At 42.6% G+C, this 15,215-nt stretch carries 11 protein-coding genes; 7 read left to right on the forward strand and 4 right to left on the reverse strand.

The genetic code is table 11. The features are described from left to right. Nucleotides 1–43: 43 nt before the first annotated feature. The 3 genes from DDZ16_RS14420 to DDZ16_RS14430 all read left to right on the forward strand — a co-directional run bounded on the left by DDZ16_RS14420 (nt 44) and on the right by DDZ16_RS14430 (nt 5,369). A complete protein-coding gene (locus tag DDZ16_RS14420) occupies nt 44–4,324 on the forward strand; it encodes an ATP-binding protein (protein WP_109265193.1) in 4,281 nt (1,426 codons plus the stop codon). 135 nt (nt 4,325–4,459) lie between these two features. Further along, nucleotides 4,460–5,050, forward strand: coding sequence for an RNA polymerase sigma factor (locus tag DDZ16_RS14425; protein WP_109265194.1), 591 nt, complete (start codon nt 4,460–4,462; stop codon nt 5,048–5,050). 79 nt (nt 5,051–5,129) lie between these two features. Continuing rightward, entirely contained in the window at nt 5,130–5,369 is a 240-nt protein-coding gene (locus tag DDZ16_RS14430; protein WP_109265195.1) for an acyl carrier protein, read from the forward strand. A 71-nt stretch (nt 5,370–5,440) separates the two neighbouring features. On the opposite strand, the gene DDZ16_RS14435 is transcribed toward DDZ16_RS14430, so the two are convergent. The 3 genes from DDZ16_RS14435 to DDZ16_RS14445 all read right to left on the reverse strand — a co-directional run bounded on the left by DDZ16_RS14435 (nt 5,441) and on the right by DDZ16_RS14445 (nt 8,599). Beyond that, nucleotides 5,441–6,925, reverse strand: a complete 1,485-nt coding sequence (locus DDZ16_RS14435; protein WP_232526709.1) for a carboxypeptidase-like regulatory domain-containing protein — start codon at nt 6,923–6,925, stop codon at nt 5,441–5,443. Nucleotides 6,926–7,010: 85 nt separating this feature from the next. Next, nucleotides 7,011–8,018 carry a FecR family protein gene (locus tag DDZ16_RS14440; RefSeq protein WP_109265197.1) on the reverse strand — a complete coding sequence of 336 codons (1,008 nt, stop codon included), beginning with the start codon at nt 8,016–8,018 and terminating at the stop codon, nt 7,011–7,013. A 26-nt stretch (nt 8,019–8,044) separates the two neighbouring features. After that, the gene (locus DDZ16_RS14445) at nt 8,045–8,599 is read right to left on the reverse strand and encodes an RNA polymerase sigma-70 factor (protein ID WP_109265198.1); all 555 of its coding nucleotides are present in this window, start codon (nt 8,597–8,599) and stop codon (nt 8,045–8,047) included. 176 nt (nt 8,600–8,775) lie between these two features. On the opposite strand from DDZ16_RS14445, the gene DDZ16_RS14450 reads away from it, so the two are divergent. The 4 genes from DDZ16_RS14450 to uvrA all read left to right on the forward strand — a co-directional run bounded on the left by DDZ16_RS14450 (nt 8,776) and on the right by uvrA (nt 14,721). Then, nucleotides 8,776–9,681 carry a 1,4-dihydroxy-2-naphthoate polyprenyltransferase gene (locus tag DDZ16_RS14450; RefSeq protein ID WP_109265199.1) on the forward strand — a complete coding sequence of 302 codons (906 nt, stop codon included), beginning with the start codon at nt 8,776–8,778 and terminating at the stop codon, nt 9,679–9,681. 11 nt (nt 9,682–9,692) lie between these two features. After that, nucleotides 9,693–10,718 carry an o-succinylbenzoate synthase gene (locus DDZ16_RS14455; protein ID WP_109265200.1) on the forward strand — a complete coding sequence of 342 codons (1,026 nt, stop codon included), beginning with the start codon at nt 9,693–9,695 and terminating at the stop codon, nt 10,716–10,718. Nucleotides 10,719–10,752: 34 nt separating this feature from the next. Continuing rightward, complete coding sequence (locus tag DDZ16_RS14460) at nt 10,753–11,814, forward strand: AMP-binding protein (RefSeq protein ID WP_109265201.1); 1,062 nt, start codon at nt 10,753–10,755, stop codon at nt 11,812–11,814. Between the two features lie 96 nt (nt 11,815–11,910). Then, nucleotides 11,911–14,721, forward strand: a complete 2,811-nt coding sequence (uvrA, locus tag DDZ16_RS14465; RefSeq protein ID WP_109265202.1) for an excinuclease ABC subunit UvrA — start codon at nt 11,911–11,913, stop codon at nt 14,719–14,721. A gap of 71 nt (nt 14,722–14,792) precedes the next feature. Here the strand turns inward: uvrA and DDZ16_RS14470 are convergent, their stop codons facing one another. After that, nucleotides 14,793–15,212: a hypothetical protein gene (locus DDZ16_RS14470; RefSeq protein ID WP_232526711.1), complete on the reverse strand. Its 420-nt coding sequence runs from the start codon at nt 15,210–15,212 to the stop codon at nt 14,793–14,795. Nucleotides 15,213–15,215: the final 3 nt, after the last annotated feature.

Here is a 15,215-nt window from a genome sequence, read left to right on the forward strand (position 1 = left end):
CCGGAAGGAGGAAATGTAAGGTGTTTGCAATGCCATCGTTTTTATGCTAAAAGAATATTTAAATCCAATCAAGACCAATAGCTCCATTAGCCAAAAAGTGCTTGCGGGGTACATCATCATCCTTTTTTTGTTGGTGTTTGTTGCCGGTGCCAGCCTTCTTGGTATCTCACGTCTAAAAGACTGGGTCAGAAGCACCGAAAAAGTCGACCAGTTACTTCAGCAGATTTATATTTCACGTATTCAGGCTGAAAACCTCACCTTGAAAACAGACACTACCTCATCATATATAGTCGACAGTCTTACCCAACGCATTGAAGTGCTTTTGGATGAAGCCCGCCATAGCCGTCTAAACAAGAACAGTCGCGAAGAACTTGGATCCATCGATAACTGGCTTGAAAAATACAAACATTACTGGCTGTTGGTTATCAACCTGAAAGACCATCGTTCCGAATCTGAGAAAAAAATGGACTCTCTGTTTCAGGACGTTTTTGCTGCTGCCCGACAACCCTTCCCCCGAAGGCTGACCTGGAATTCAAAGAAAAAAGTTAATAAACTTGAAGAATCTGAGTTATACAATGATTTAATGTTTCAGCTTCTTTACCTTAAGGAAATTGAAAAACAATTATGGAATTATCCGGAAGACTTTGTCACCCGCAATATGGTTGATACTGTCTTCAAACGTATTTTGAGTCTTATTCCTCCTGACGGGGTAGTGCCACCTCAGTCCTCATCCAGTAAGCCGTTGCGAAGCATGCGACGCGGTTTGGCAGGTTACCAGAGGGAAATGCTTACTCTGGTAGATGAACTCGAAGAAATTGGGGAGGCTCAAAGTATGATGGATCAAAGTTCCAGGAGCATCCAGCAAGCCGGAGAGAACGCTAATTACCACCAAAACCATGCAATGGAGGAATGGGTCATTATAGGTTTTGTAGTCCTCTCTGTTTTCATGGCCCTGGCCATTGTTGTAGGAGTATGGCTGGCCCTGATATTTGTTCGAAAAATCCGGCACGATGAAAACACCAGGGAGTTAGCCAACCGGCAACTCCAAACCAACCGACAGTTGCTGAATGACATCATTAACAACAGTGCGGCACTCATTTATGTTAAAGACATTGATGGCAAATATGCCCTTATCAACCAACCTATGGAGGAAACTCTGGGAATGGAGGCACACCGGATCATTGGAAGAACTGACATGGATATCTATCCGGAAGATGCGGCCAAAGAATTCAAAAAAAATGATGATGAGGTTTTGTCAATTGGAAGGTCTATTCAAAAAGAGGAGTATGTACCTGCCGGTAATCAAAAGCGAATATTTCTTTCCAACAAATTTCCAATTAAAGACCGCACCGGAAAAATAATTTCAATTTGCGGTGTGTCCACAGATATTACACCGCTCCGGCAGGCGCTAAGTGATCTGGAACGAAGTCGCGAAAACTACCGGAATATTGTCACCAACGTTCCGGGTATCGTTTATCATTGTCAGAACGATCCCAAACGAACAATGCTCTTTATTAGTGGCGGAGTTGAAAAAATCATTGGTCTTGGCATCAATGCTTTTATACTAGAAGGACAGTCCATTGTTCCATTTATTGAAAAAGAAGATTTACCAAAGGTTAGAACAACTCTTGATGAAGCCTTACATTCCCAACGCCCGTTTGAAATTGAATACCGTATCCGCGATCTGGTTGGAGCCAGAAAATGGGTGTATGAAAAAGGACTTCCCGTATTGGACCATGCAACCGGTAAAACCACATTCCAGGGCGTCATCATCGATATCACAGCTCAAAAAGAGGCTGTTAATGAAATAATGGTGCGCGATAAATTATTGGAAGGTGTTTCTGAAGCCTTAAAAGAATTGATTGCAAGCGCGCATTTCAGAAGTGCCCTTCAACGAGCCCTAAGGGTTCTTGGCCGGGGAGCCGGTGTTGATCGTGCTTTTGCCTTCAGAAATTACCGTAATGAGCCGGGAAAGTTGCTCTTTAAACATTTCGTGGAATGGGAACGCTCTACTCTGGAGCCTATCCGTCGTCGGGATTTGGCAGACCTGGCTTACGAAAACATAAGCCCCTCATGGTATTTCACTCTCAGTGACCAGAAAGAATTAATCATTTCATCCGATTCAGCATCCCACCGGGAAAAATCATTCCTTCGAAAACTTAATTCAACATCAATGCTGATCGTTCCGGTTTTTGTTCATGAAACCTTCTGGGGCTTTATAGGCTTTGCGCAGGAAATGCAATCCGGCAATTGGGCGGAGTCTCAGAAAACACTATTCAAGGCTTTTGCCGTAACCATGGGATTAATGATTGCCCGTTACGAAAGCGGTATCGAATTACAGAAAGCCAAAGAAGCAGCAGAAGCCGCCACTCGCGCCAAGAGTGACTTCCTGGCAAGAATGAGTCATGAAATCCGGACCCCGCTAAATGCCATTATCGGTTGGACTCACCTGGGACTTGAAAAATCAGGCTTCCGCGGACAAAGTGATTACCTGAAACGCATTCAGTCCTCTTCCCGCTCCTTGCTGGGTATCATCAATGACATACTCGACTTCTCGAAAATTGAAGCCGGCCGCCTGGACTTGGAATACATTGATTTTGACCTTGAACAGGTGCTTCAAAATCTGGCCGACATGGTACTTTTCAGGGCCAACGAAAAAGGCCTTGAAATAATTTTCGACATTGCACCGGAAGTCCCCCTTAGTCTGGTTGGCGACCCTCTTCGCCTGGAACAGGTTTTGGTAAACCTCGTCAACAATGCCGTAAAGTTCACAGACAAAGGATCGGTCAACGTAAAAATCAGGGTAAAATCCACCGAAAGTGAAAAAACAGAATTACTATTTGCTGTTGAGGACACCGGCATTGGCCTGAAAGAAGAACAGCGAAATAATCTGTTCAAAGCCTTTTCTCAGGCGGATGTTTCTACCTCCCGTAAATATGGCGGTTCAGGACTTGGCCTGGCCATTTGCAAAAAGATTACCCAAATGATGGATGGTGAAATATGGGTGGAAAGTGAATATGGAAAAGGCAGCATCTTTTTCTTCACCGCGGTGATTGATAAGCAACTGATTCAGAAAAAAGATCAGATGCGTCATGCCTTTGAAGTGGCCGGCGATAATGTCATGATTGCCTGTAAAAATGTAAAAACAGCATCCGGACTTAAAAGCATGCTGGGAGATTTCGGTTTTAGGATAAGACGAACCTGTTCATATACCGATCTTAAAGGAAAATTGGAAAAGATCAGCTCTGGTGATCCGTTTTGGCTTTTATTCCTGGACTGGGATCTGGTAAAAGCCAGTGACACGCCTGCCGATGATATGATTTATTACAATGACCGTTTTGAAAACCTGGTAATTTTGTCGACCCCTTTTCATGAAGATGAACTACGCGAACATTGGGACAAAGACAAATTACCTTACGTACTGATGCATAAACCGGTCAATTATTCCATCCTTTTTGATACTCTCATGGACGCCATGGGTGGAATAGATTATTCACAGCAGGATGCCGGCCCAAAAAAGAAAAATTACCGCGAATTCTTATTGAATGAAAAGCCGTTAAAACTGCTAATGGTGGAAGACAATGAGACCAACCGGGAATTGACTGTTGAACTTCTGGCAATGGCCGACATTACCACAGATGCAGCCGTCAACGGACAAGAAGCTCTTGATTTGGCAAACAACCAAAATGGGAAATGCCCCTATGATATTATTCTGATGGATATTCATATGCCTGGAATGAATGGCTATACGGCAACACGGCGGCTCAAGCGAATTGAGGGATGGAAAGATGTACCTGTAGTTGCCATGACAGCCGAAGCTCTTGGTGATGTTGAAGCACAATGTTTACAGGCTGGCATGACCGGTTTGGTGGCCAAACCTATTGACCCGGACGATTTGTTCAGAGTAATATATCGCCTGGTATTCGGGGAACCTGAAAGTGCCGATCAGGCATTGCAACATACAGAAAAAGGACGCGAATACAAATTTCCGAAAATTGAGGGGCTGGATGTTCAGGCGGGTATTCGTCGCATGGGTGGACGATCCGACCTGTACAGCAGACTCCTAAAAGGTTTTTGTCACGATTACAGCGACTTCAAGGAACGCCTGGGACAACTCATCAGGGATAATGAAACGGAAGACCTGGCACGAACCCTGCATTCTCTGAAAGGCATTGTTGGTACGATGGAAGCATCCGGATTGTATCAGCTGGCTCAAAAAACAGAAAAAGCCTTTAAGGAAGACAACCCGGCGTTTAATTCACTCAAAGATAAACTGTCGAAAGAGGTTTGCCGCCAAATCAAACAAATCAACAAAAAAATTTAACACTTGGAAAATTGTGTATTTTTTTGTTATTTAGCCACCTCAAGTTTCAACAACACTTTGCAACAAATTATTCTGTAACCAGAAAAACACAAGCCTATAGAACATTTTTACAAGCTAAACTAAAACTTTCTAACTATGACAGAATTGAACTGCCTGTCTGATGAGGAGCTTGTAAAAAAGTTTATATCAGGTGAGACGCGGTGCATTGATTTATTAATCGATCGGCACCAGCAACGTATCTATTCATTTATTTTATTAATGGTTCGCCAGAGAGACCTTGCTGAAGATATTTTTCAGGATGTCTTTATGAAAGTAATCCATTCGCTTAAAGCAGGAAAATACAGCGAAAACGGTCGGTTTACGTCATGGGTTATGCGCATCGCCCATAACCTGGTGATCGATCACTTCAGGAAACAGAAGAACCAGCAGATGGTCTCAAACGACCAGTATTCTTACGATATTTTCAACCACTCCCGCTTTTCTGACCAAACCATTGAAGACGATTTGGTATATGAGCAGTTATTGAGCGAAGTAGCTTCTTTGGTTGAGGAATTACCCGATTCTCAAAAAGAGGTCATCAAGCTAAGGCATTACTTTGGGTTATCATTCAAGGAAATTGCTGACGAAACCAATGTCAGCATCAATACTGCGCTTGGCCGGATGCGTTATGCCCTGATCAATATGCGCAAAAAAATGGAAGAAAGAAACATGTCCCTGACTATTTGAAAAAAAATTCGATCCATTCAATACGTGTGCTACCTCTTTCGATTGTCATACTATTAAACCATCAAAAGAGAGTTGCCCTATGAACGCTAGATCAATTAGAAGGAACCTTTACAAGGTATTTAGACAAACGGGTATTCCACGGAATGCAATTGATGAAAAAGCCTCATTGACAGAGGATCTGTTTATGGATGATATTGACATGGCCTGTTTCCTTTTTTATTTGGAAACCCGGTTCAAAGTGGAAGTAAAGAGTGACGAATTGCCAAATTTAAAGTCGGTGGGCTCTACCATAAATTATTTACAACAACATTGTGCCTAACAGCATAAAATTTGGTTTTAAAACAACAAACTTGTCGGGCCGGTTTCTATAGTATTCCGGCTTTTTATGCGTTATTCAGCATTGCCTGAAGCTTTGCCATTGAATATTTCCCGGATGGATTCATCTGGACTTATGATATTGTACCTTGACCAGAATTCAGGATCGTAACTCTCAATTTCTTCCGAAAGAATGTAGTTGGCTTTAAAAGATTCTGACCAGCGAAATTCTTTACGATTACCTTCCCGTAAGTCTGTAATCAACATCTCTGAAACGGTATTAAATTCAGTCCTGACATTCTTTTTTCGATCCGCAATTTTCATACTTACCTCTCCCCTGACACTATTCAGCACCCATTTATCACCCCAGGGGCGATAATCTATTCTGTATTTGGCAAAAATGGGTTTTGTACGGAACCGTCGACTGTCACGTCTGATCAGGTATTCCCGGCTTTTACGTATAGTACGGCGCGTCATTTCAAAATTGGCGCCAACTATGGCTAATGTTTCTTCATCTATCCTGATTTCGCCCTCATACAGCAACTCTCCATCATCATTGCGGGGTTCAAACCCAATTACAAACACGTTTCGCCCATGGTCGTAATCCATCCCTTCAAAACTGTATTGATATTTGGAATTGCCCTCCTGATTGGGTAAAAATCCACCCTGCCTGACAATATCCACCCGGCTGAAGAGAAAGGGCCCCCCCTGAAGCTTGAAGTCAATAATCTCCATATCGCCTGTAAACTCCCCTTTCCTGCCCTTCACAAACCTGACACGCTCCAGTGCAAACTCACTTGTGTAGGGCGGCTTATATATCTCAATGACAGCCTCCGAAACATCTACATATTGCTCATCCTGCTGAATCGATTCACGGAAAAAGGCAGTAAGAATTAAGGGATCAGAAGCATAATTGGCACGCTTCCTCCTGACCACTTCCTGCATTAAATTCATAGGTTCCACATGTCTGACAAGTACCTCGGGCAACCGCACTGAAGTCTCCCTTAATTCTACCTGAACCATGGTATCCCTGGATGGAATTTCAATTTGCTCTCTAAGATATCCAAGATTGGAAACAACAAGTTTCTCACCAGCATAACTGTGTGGTACATACAAACTAAATTGTCCGCTTCGGTTGGTAGCTGTTCCTATGGTTTTCCCAATAACGCCAACGTTCACCATCCCCATAGGGGTTTCATCAAGAGAGTCTATGACCACTCCCTGAACATGTATGGCCCCTGGAGCTATTTTCGCGGGTTCTTCAGAGATAATCACCTGGCTTTCCAGCTGATGAATATTCAACTCTTCATCCCCAAGCATTTGCTTAAGCCATCCACCTAATACAACTGAGTCTTCTTCAGCATAAATCATGCTGTCACCGGGGACAATGGAAGCATCGTAAGAAAATGAAAATTGGTATTTGCTACTGAGAGAATCCAGAAACTGGGAGATGGGGATACTGTCCCAAGAAAAGGAAACAGTTTTATCCAACAAATTGGACTGCGCAGTTAAAGCGGGTAAACAACATAAGAACATCCCCAGAAAAACAATGGCTCTCATTGAAAGCCCATTTCTCGAAATGATTATTGTATGTACCTTATTGTGCCCCATAAAAAATATTGGTTAAAAGCCCGGCACGGGGGACTTACTTATTGTCGGGAGCTCTGTTGAGAAGTATGGTTTCACCCTCCCGTTGTGCCTCAAGGTTAAAGGTAGTACAAACAACTTCAAGTACAAAATCCAGTGAATTCTCACTAAAACGGGCGGTTAATTGTTCATTGGCAAGCTCATTGTTGCCCAGTTGAATATTAACATCGTAAACACGCTCTAAGGTTTCAACCACATTACTCAATGATTCATCATCAAACCGGATTTTCTGAGTTAGCCATGCCAACAAGTTTGGGTCAGTACTTTGCTTCACTATTAATTGTTCATCGTTTTTGTCGAACAACGCCGTTTGCCCTTTTGCCAATCTCACCAGATCACTGCCACCAAGCGGTGAAACCTCAACAATACCCTCAATAACTGAAACCTCTGTGACATCAATATTGGGATAAGCCCTGACGTTAAAGCGGGTTCCGGTTACCCTGATCGACACCTCACCGGTATTAATCACAAAGGGCCATTCTTTGTTGCCTTCTACTTCAAAATAACCTTCTCCGTTTAATTCTACTGTACGCTGCTCTTTGCTGAATGGCTGCTTACAACTGAATGTGGACCCTGAATTGAGTGTAATGGAACTGCCATCGCTCAACACCATCTCCTCGCGGGTCGAATTAGAAACAATAAGGGAGGATGACGAATCTTCATTCTGAAGCAACACAAACCAGGCAACACCCAGTAAGATAATTACTGAAGCTGCAATCGTCGAAATTATTCCAATACGATGATTGGACGACTTGTATTGATGACCAGCATGGTCTTCAAGTGTAAAGCGTTTAACCCGGTTCCAGGCTGCAGAGGTATCAATTTCTGAAGCCATTATTGCCTCTCCCCCATTATCCCATGAGTTGCAAATTTGCTCCCACTCCCTGCGATTGGCATCCTTCGCGTTTAACCATTGATCCAAAAGGCCGCGATCAATTTCATCAGCTTCTCCGCTCAAAACCCTTGCTGCGAGATCCCAATCAATATTTACTCTTTCTTTTGACATTGCTTTATTGTTGTTTCCTGAAATTCCTACTTAACTATTTTTCGCTCTTTGAGACATTGAGGATTAAATGTTTCCCTTAAGGTCTTGAGCGCTTTTCCCATCTGAACTTCAACTGTTTTATGAGAAATTCCCAGTCTGGAAGCTATCTCCCTATACTTCAACCCATCAAACCGTCCCATTTTGAATATTCTCTGTCGCTGAGGTGGCATCTCGTTAATAGCTTCGTTAACTTTCTTCATCAACTCCTCATCAAAATCATCCTCTTCCGTCGAAACTGCAATATTAAACTGATCTTCAACCGACAAATGATGATGACCTCTTTTCAACTCATTGATACAACCATTTCGAACAGCTGCCATAAGGTAACCCTTCAGGGAGTTTATTTTTAACTCTTTTCTCTTTTCCCAGAACTTGATGAATACCATCTGAACGATATTCTCGGCCTCCTGGCGGTCCCCCAGGAACTTGTATCCAAACATGGTCAAGCGGGCATACCATAGCCTGAACAGTTGCTCAAACACCTGTTCATCACCCCTGGCTATAAGCCTGATAATTTCTTTGTCGGATTTTGGTAATTCCATTAATGCCCGCTAATAATTTCGTCTGTTCAATATTATGACACAAAGATCTCAAAAAACCCTTATTCGAAGGCCCTTTTTTTCCATACAATTTACAACATCCTTTAAAAAAGCAGTAATTTTGAGGTTGGCTATAAACTTTTCCTATTGGGTAAGCCTTTTAAAAAAAACTAAAAGCTATGTCAAACATAAAAGCCTGGATTATTTCATTACGTTTACGAACTCTGCCCCTGGCCCTTTCAACCATCTTTCTCGGATCCTTTTTGGCAGTAGGAGAAGATGCATTCAGGATGGATGTGCTCACTCTGGCTGCTCTAACCACCTTGTTTCTTCAAATCCTCTCTAACCTCGCCAATGATTACGGTGATGCTCTGTCAGGAGCTGACAATGAAGAAAGACAAGGCCCTAAGAGAATGATTCAGAGTGGTGTAATTTCTCTTAAAAGAATGAAAAGAGCCATTGTTATTACGTCTTTTCTGGCTCTGGCTTCAGGCTTAACTCTTATATATGTTTCAATAAAAGGCGACCAGCTCTATGCATTTTTCTTTTTTTTAATGGGTATGGCTGCCATTACTGCCGCCATCCGTTATACCGTGGGTAAAAACCCCTATGGTTACCGTGGATTTGGCGATTTATATGTATTCATCTTTTTTGGTTTACTGGGAGTGGGAGGAACATTCTTCCTTCATACAGGTTACTGGCAATGGCCGGTTCTTCTCCCTGCCGCTGCCATTGGTTTTTTTAGTACAGGAGTTTTAAACCTTAATAACATCAGGGATATTGAAAGTGATAAGAAGAGCGGTAAAAACACCCTCCCGGTCATGCTGGGAAGAAAAAAAGCTGCTTTCTATCATTTTAGCCTGCTTACCCTCGGATGGGTTGCCATGCTTATCTGGCTCTTAGGTTTTGAGACTCGTCCGGGAGCCTGGCTTACACTGATATCCCTTCCTGTGTTTGCCAAAAGTGTTCTGGCTGTTTTACGGTTTAGCAAACCTTCCACACAACTTGATCCGGAATTGCGAAACTTATCATTGGGCACACTGCTGTTTGTAATTTTATACGGAACAGGAACCTATTTTCTTTAATCCTTCAAATTATGCTGAAAGCTGATTTTATTCCACATACTTTAAAGTTTAAAATCCCCGGAGGAACGTCGAGAGGGGTTTTGACTGAAAAACCAAGTTGGTTTATTTCTGTTTGGGATGATTCTAATCCTAAAATTAAAGGAACCGGAGAAATTTCTTTATTACCCAAACTGAGCCCTGATGCCCGGCCTGATATTGAAGAAAAAATCAAAGAAGTTTGTACACAGATCAACAATTACAATGACAATTTCCATGAGAAACTAATTGAGTGGCCAGCCATTCGATTCGGTCTGGAAACAGCTTTATTGGACTTACAAAATAATGGCAACCAGACTCTTTTTAACTCAGACTTTGGCCATGGACTTGTGGGCATACCAATCAATGGTCTCATTTGGATGGACACAAAAGAAAGCATGGAGCAACAAATTCAGGAGAAGCTTAATGCAGGTTTTAAATGCCTTAAAATGAAGATTGGTGCCCTCGACTTTGAAGAAGAATACAGTTTACTAAAAAACCTGAGAAAAAAATTCCCCGCCGATAAGCTTGAACTGAGAGTTGATGCCAATGGTGCTTTTAGCCTTCAACAAGCCCCTAAAATTATGGATCGCCTTGCCAGACTGGGAATTCACTCCATCGAGCAGCCCATACAAGCAGGCCAATGGCAGGAAATGGCCCGGTTGTGCGAAACAACACCTCTTCCTATTGCTCTTGATGAGGAGTTAATAGGTATTAACACCCCATCTGATAAAAGGAAATTGCTCAGCACCATTAAACCGGCTTACATCATATTAAAACCTAGTTTGGTAGGTGGAATGAAGGCTTCGGAAGAATGGATCAAAATGGCTGAAGAACTGAATTCGGGTTGGTGGATTACCTCTGCTCTGGAAAGCAACATTGGACTTAACGCCATCGCTCAATGGACTTCAACCCTCAACAATCCTATGCCACAGGGATTGGGAACGGGGCTGGTTTTTACCAATAACATCGAAAACGGACTATTCATCAACAACGGAATGCTATGGCATCTTGGCCATTAAACATCCAAACTGATTTGACTCTTTTTATAAAATTATGCCATTCAAACATAAGCAATACAACTCTATAACCATTTCAGGAACTTATTACGATTCTGATGCATTGCAAAAACTCTGTAAAGAAAAGTTGAACAACAACAGTGTTGCTGAATGGGAGATTGCTTTTTACAGTTTCATAGAGGAATGGTTGAATGAGTCTCCCGAAGTTGAAGTTAAAACATCAGGCTCTACGGGAATCCCCAAAAAGATTAAGGTTTCCAAATCGGCAATGCTGCAATCAGCCCTCAATACCATTGGCTTCTTTGCTTTAAAGCCGGGCCAGAAAGCCCTTCTATGCTTACCTTGCGAATACATTGCCGGAAAAATGATGGTGGTCCGGGCATTTGCCGGGCAACTTAATTTAATACCGGTTCCGGTTTCCGGTTCACCTCTCTCTAACCTGAACACCCCGGTAGATTTTGCAGCGCTAACGCCTCTTCAAATGAGTAATGAACTAAGCAAAGATCAAAGTCGTCTCAATCTCCTGAGAACCGTCATTTTGGGTGGAAGTCCGGTGTCTCCGGATCTTAAAGCCAAATTACAGCATGAGCCTGTTAATGTTTGGGAAACCTATGGTATGACGGAGACTTTGTCACACATTGCTTTAAGACCTGTAAATGGATCCAATGCTGAAGTTTTTTTTACCCCATTTGATGGAATTGGCATCACAAAAGATCAACGTAGCTGCCTGGTGATTAATGCACCTTTCATCTCTGAAGACCCCTTCGTAACCAACGATCTTGTTGAGATAAACGATAAAGGAAAATTCAGGATAAAAGGCAGATACGACAATATCATTAATACAGGAGGGATCAAAGTATCGCCTGAAGATGTGGAATCGTGCATTTCCCATTTGATTGATCAGCCATTTTATATTTCATCAGTTCCCGATCCTGTTCTGGGACAAAAATTGGTATTGGTAATGGAAAAAACACCTGATGATAAGAGAACCTTTCTCGAAAAAATAAAATCTGTCCTCCCACCCCATCATGCTCCACGGAAAATCGTTGAAAGGAAGCTTCACCTAACAGAAACAGGAAAAATAAAAAGAGTGGATTAGTCAGCTCCCCTAAAACAAACCATCTCTATTTTATCGGCCTTAGTTAGCAAATTCACTTCATCTTTGGTATCTTTGCAGGTCAATTTGGAGCGAAAAATGGGAAAAACAAAAGCAACTACATCAAAATATATAAGCATAAAAGGGGCACGTGTCCACAACCTGAAAAACATCGATTTGGACATTCCCCGCAACCGATTTATCGTAATCACGGGCGTATCAGGATCAGGCAAAAGTTCCCTGGCTTTTGACACTTTGTATGCAGAAGGTCAAAGAAGGTATGTGGAGAGCTTGAGTGCCTATGCCCGCCAGTTTTTGGGTCGTATTGACAAGCCGGAAGTAGATTATATTAAGGGCATTCCGCCTGCTATTGCCATCGAACAAAAAGTCAATACCCGGAATCCCAGATCTACAGTTGGAACCTCCACTGAAGTTTACGACTATTTTAAACTGCTTTACGCCCGTATTGGTCGCACCTTCTCTCCCGTTTCAGGGAAAGAAGTCAAAAAACATCAGGTTGACGACGTAATTGATTTCATCAATCAAAATGAAAACGGCACAAAAATGGCCATTTTGGCTGGTGTCATCACCCCCAACGACCGTAGTTGTGCCGAACATTTGTCAATTCTTTCTCAGCAAGGTTTTAGCAGAATTGAATCTGAAGGCAAATTCATAAGAATTGAAGAGTTACTTCAGGATGAAAAACGTCTTAACGAATGCAAGGACATCAATCTGGTAATAGACCGTGTAAGCGTAAAAAAGGATGATGAAGACAACCAATCCAGATTGGCTGATTCATTACAAACTGCATTTTACGAAGGTGAGGGAGAATGCCTTGTGAAAATTTTCCAGGGAGAAGAACCTGAAACACACAAGTTTTCGAACCGTTTTGAAGCTGACGGTATAACCTTCGAAGAGCCATCAGAACACATGTTTTCCTTCAACAATCCACTGGGTGCCTGCCCTACATGCGAAGGATTCGGAAGTGTGATCGGAATTGATGAAGACCTGGTGGTGCCTAACAAGAACCTCTCCATTTATGATGAGGCTATTGCCTGCTGGCGAGGAGAGAAAATGGGAGAATGGAAAAATGCTTTGATCAATAATGCACATAAATTTGATTTTCCTGTACACAAACCTTATTATGAACTCTCACAAGAACAAAGACGATTGTTATGGACAGGAAACCGCTATTTCCACGGGCTAAATAAATTTTTCAAACATCTCGAATCCAAGCAGTATAAAATCCAGTATCGTGTTATGCTTTCGCGGTACCGGGGAAAAACCATTTGCCCTGAATGTGACGGAACGCGACTTAAAAAGGAAGCGATGTATGTCCAGGTCAATAAGAAAAGCATTCACGACCTTGTTTTAATGCCGGTTTCAGAGCTTTCTGAATTTTTTGATAAAATTGAGCTCAACAAACACGACCAAAAGGTAGCCAAACGATTGATGATTGAAATTACCTCCCGCCTTCATTTTTTGAATAATGTTGGCCTTGGGTATCTGACTCTCAACAGGCTATCCTCAACACTCTCCGGAGGAGAAAGTCAACGCATCAACCTGGCCACGTCACTGGGCAGTAGCCTTGTTGGATCTTTATACATACTGGATGAGCCAAGCATTGGCCTGCATCCACGCGACACCCACCTGCTCATTGATGTATTAAAACACCTTAAGAGTCTGGGCAACACAGTGGTAGTCGTTGAACATGACGAAGAAATCATTCGTGCCGGAGATGAAATCATTGACATTGGTCCACTGGCTGGTCAGCATGGTGGAGAAGTCGTATTTCAGGGAAATTTCAGGGAACTGGAAGGAACCCCTGAAAGTCTGACCACTCAGTACCTCAATGGAACCAAAAAAATTGAAATTTCCTCCTCTCGCCGCTCCTGGAACAATGCCATCGAAATACTCGGAGCCCGGGAAAACAACTTGAAGAACCTTAATATAAAAATCCCCCTGAATGTTTTGCATGTCATCACAGGTGTAAGTGGTTCGGGAAAGTCTTCTCTGGTCAAAAAAGTGCTTTATCCCGCCTTGAAGAAAATCAAAGGGGGGCATGCCGATAAAACAGGTGATTTCGATCTATTGAAAGGTGAAACAGATGCCATAAACGACGTTGAATTTATTGACCAGAACCCAATTGGAAAATCGTCACGCTCAAATCCTGCAACTTACCTGAAAGCGTATGATGAAATCAGGAAACTAATGTCGGACCAAAAACCGGCCAGAATAAACAGCCTGAAACCCGCACACTTTTCTTTCAACGTGGACGGTGGTCGATGTGATGAGTGCCAGGGTGAAGGCACCATTAAGATTGAAATGCAGTTTATGGCAGATATCGTTCTCACCTGCGAAAGCTGCAACGGAAAACGTTTTAAGCCGGAAATACTGGATATTACGTACCGTGGAAAGAACATCCATGACATTCTTGAAATGACCGTCAATCAAAGTATTGAGTTCTTTGGAGGAGCAGAAGGCAATACTGAGAAAAAGATTATCAACCGATTAAAACCACTTGCTGACGTTGGGCTCGGATATGTTCGATTGGGGCAAGCTTCAAGCACCTTAAGTGGTGGAGAAAGTCAGCGGATAAAACTCGCATCGTTCCTGGCATTGGAAAAGTCATCTCCTACTCTGTTCATTTTTGACGAGCCTACAACAGGGCTTCATTTTCATGATATTCAAAAACTGCTAAAGGCATTTGAAGCGCTCATCGAAAAAGGGCATACAGTGCTTGTGGTGGAGCACAACATGGAAATTATTAAATCTGCTGATTGGATAACCGATCTTGGACCTGAAGGAGGAAATGGTGGCGGAGAACTGGTTTTTGCCGGGAAACCTGAGGATCTTGTTAAATCAACCAAAGGCCATACAGGAAAATTTCTAAAACCCTATTTGCAATAGCTGAATGAAGTTTTCAGAAATACTCTCATCTCATTAGGAGGAGCAGGCCTTTTGGTGCAGAGAATCCCCGGTTAATCCAAACTAAGTCCAAAAAGAACAGCAACGCACCCTCCAACTGAGCTTCCGGGATTATTATCTTCACGGACAGTCACCTCTACTGATATGGTTCGTGTGTCCTGAACATCAAAGTCCCAGGTGTCGGCATACTCGTACAGTGCATTATCAAATAAAACCTGACTTCCTGAATCAATCACTCTAAACCTTAGTCCGGGAAGTTCAGGCACTCCTTTTACCACAATACGGTACTTCTGCCCTTCAAACACGGTTTTACGTAATAATACGGACTCCCCCTCTGCAAGGATCGTTGCGTTATAGTTTCCGTCGTGAATAAAAGGAGAAAGCTCTGGTTTCACCACTGCACGGGCAAAGCTTGCACATTGAGATTGCACATTGGAAGAGTAAAAAAGCCCCAAAAGCAATACGAAAATCACAGG

This window comes from Marinilabilia rubra (assembly GCF_003121985.1).
Lineage (GTDB): Bacteria > Bacteroidota > Bacteroidia > Bacteroidales > Marinilabiliaceae > Marinilabilia > Marinilabilia rubra.

What these genes read in the sequence shown, in the direction of transcription:
- DDZ16_RS14425 (WP_109265194.1), top strand. Translation starts at nt 4,460, where the DNA reads ATGACAGAATTGAACTGCCTGTCTGATGAGGAGCTTGTAAAAAAGTTT.
- uvrA (WP_109265202.1), top strand. Translation starts at nt 11,911, where the DNA reads ATGGGAAAAACAAAAGCAACTACATCAAAATATATAAGCATAAAAGGG.
- DDZ16_RS14435 (WP_232526709.1), bottom strand. Translation starts at nt 6,925, where the DNA reads ATGAGAGCCATTGTTTTTCTGGGGATGTTCTTATGTTGTTTACCCGCT.
- DDZ16_RS14430 (WP_109265195.1), top strand. Translation starts at nt 5,130, where the DNA reads ATGAACGCTAGATCAATTAGAAGGAACCTTTACAAGGTATTTAGACAA.
- DDZ16_RS14440 (WP_109265197.1), bottom strand. Translation starts at nt 8,018, where the DNA reads ATGTCAAAAGAAAGAGTAAATATTGATTGGGATCTCGCAGCAAGGGTT.
- DDZ16_RS14455 (WP_109265200.1), top strand. Translation starts at nt 9,693, where the DNA reads ATGCTGAAAGCTGATTTTATTCCACATACTTTAAAGTTTAAAATCCCC.
- DDZ16_RS14450 (WP_109265199.1), top strand. Translation starts at nt 8,776, where the DNA reads ATGTCAAACATAAAAGCCTGGATTATTTCATTACGTTTACGAACTCTG.
- DDZ16_RS14420 (WP_109265193.1), top strand. Translation starts at nt 44, where the DNA reads ATGCTAAAAGAATATTTAAATCCAATCAAGACCAATAGCTCCATTAGC.
- DDZ16_RS14445 (WP_109265198.1), bottom strand. Translation starts at nt 8,599, where the DNA reads ATGGAATTACCAAAATCCGACAAAGAAATTATCAGGCTTATAGCCAGG.
- DDZ16_RS14460 (WP_109265201.1), top strand. Translation starts at nt 10,753, where the DNA reads ATGCCATTCAAACATAAGCAATACAACTCTATAACCATTTCAGGAACT.